The sequence below is a fragment of the Microbacterium sp. BF1 genome, assembly GCF_019279095.1.
In the GTDB taxonomy this organism is placed as follows: Bacteria; Actinomycetota; Actinomycetes; order Actinomycetales; family Microbacteriaceae; genus Microbacterium; species Microbacterium maritypicum.
On record NZ_JAGYWT010000455.1, the window covers coordinates 1 to 1,975 of the forward strand.

Here is a 1,975-nt window from a genome sequence, read left to right on the forward strand (position 1 = left end):
GCCGAGCTGCGGCGCGACGACATCGTGATCGTCACGGCGGGCGAGCTGATCCCCGGAGACGGCGACATCGTCGCGGGTATCGCCACGGTCGACGAATCCGCCATCACGGGCGAGAGCGCCCCGGTGATCCGCGAATCCGGCGGCGACCGCAGCGCCGTGACCGGAGGCACCCGCGTGCTGTCCGACCGCATCGTGGTGCGCATCACCTCGAAGCCGGGCGAGACCTTCGTCGACCGCATGATCGCGCTCGTCGAGGGCGCGAGTCGTCAGCGCACCCCCAACGAGATCGCCCTGAACATCCTGCTCGCGAGCCTGTCGATCATCTTCGTGGTCGTGGTGCTGGCCCTGAACCCGATCGCCTCGTACGCTGCATCCCCCGTCAGCATCCCGGTGCTCATCGCCCTGCTCGTCTGCCTGATCCCGACCACCATCGGGGCGCTGCTGTCGGCGATCGGCATCGCGGGCATGGACCGCCTGGTGCAGCGCAACGTGCTCGCGATGTCGGGACGCGCGGTCGAAGCGGCAGGAGATGTCACCACGCTGCTGCTCGACAAGACCGGAACCATCACCTACGGCAACCGTCGTGCGCACGAGGTGCTGCCCCTTCCCGGCACCGATGCGGACGAACTCCTCCGCGTCGCGGCCCTGTCCTCCCTCGCGGACCCGACTCCCGAAGGCGCCTCGATCGTCGAGCTCGCCGCGGGACAGGGCATCCAGGTGACAGCACCGGATGACGCGGTGGTCGTCCCCTTCACGGCGCAGACGCGCATGTCGGGCCTCGACCTCAGCGACGGCACGCAGATCCGCAAGGGTGCCGGCTCCGCGGTGCGGGCCTGGCTCGGACTCGACGGCGACGACATCGAGCTCACGACGCGCACCGACTCGGTGGCCGAGAGCGGCGGCACCCCGCTCGTGGTCGCGGTGATGACGCCCGGTGCCCCCGGCCGCGTGCTCGGGGTGGTGCACCTCAAGGACATCGTCAAGGACGGCCTGCGCGAACGCTTCGAGGAGCTGCGCGCGATGGGCATCCGCACGGTCATGATCACGGGTGACAACCCGCTCACAGCGAAGGCGATCGCCGCCGAGGCCGGTGTCGACGACTTCCTCGCCGAGGCGACTCCCGAGGACAAGCTCGAGCTGATCCGCCACGAGCAGCAGGGCGGTCGGCTGGTCGCGATGACCGGCGACGGCACCAACGATGCCCCCGCTCTCGCACAGGCCGACGTCGGTGTCGCGATGAACACCGGTACGTCGGCGGCGAAGGAGGCCGGCAACATGGTCGACCTCGACTCCGATCCGACCAAGCTGATCGACATCGTTCGCATCGGCAAGCAGCTGCTCATCACCCGCGGAGCTCTCACCACCTTCTCGCTCGCGAACGACATCGCGAAGTACTTCGCGATCATCCCCGCGATGTTCATGGGAGTCTTCCCCGGACTGGCGGCGCTCAACATCATGCAGCTGCATTCGCCGGCTTCCGCGGTGACCAGCGCGATCATCTTCAACGCGATCGTGATCGTCTTCCTGATCCCGCTCGCCCTGCGCGGAGTGAAGTACCGGCCGGCGAGCGCCTCGCAGATCCTGCAGCGCAACCTGCTGATCTACGGCCTCGGCGGCGTGATCGCCCCGTTCATCGGCATCAAGCTCATCGACCTCGTGATCAGCCTCATCCCGGGCTTCTGACCCGGCTCTGAAAAGGAATCCAGACATGTCCTCCACACGCACCGCGGCCCGCACCACCGGTGTCGCCGTCCGCGCGATGCTCGTCCTCACCCTCGTGCTCGGCGTCGGCTACACGCTGCTGGTCACCGGCATCGGCCAGCTGCTGCTCCCCTGGCAGGCGAACGGCTCCCCCCTCCCCGACGAGCGGGGCAGCTCGCTGATCGGCCAGTCCTTCACGGATGCCGACGGCGAAGCGCTCCCGCAGTACTTCCAGTCGCGTCCGTCCGCCGCGGGCGACGGCTACGACGGCGCC

General features: G+C 68.8%; 2 protein-coding genes. Both read left to right on the plus strand.

Annotated elements, in window-relative coordinates; translation table 11 throughout:
* Positions 1-1,683: potassium-transporting ATPase subunit KdpB (kdpB, locus tag KZA10_RS13560; RefSeq protein ID WP_218683140.1), on the plus strand; the 1,683-nt coding region annotated here is incomplete at its 5' end.
* A 25-nt stretch (positions 1,684-1,708) separates the two neighbouring features.
* A partial coding sequence (locus KZA10_RS13565) for a potassium-transporting ATPase subunit C (RefSeq protein WP_218683141.1) occupies positions 1,709-1,975 on the plus strand: 267 nt, incomplete at its 3' end.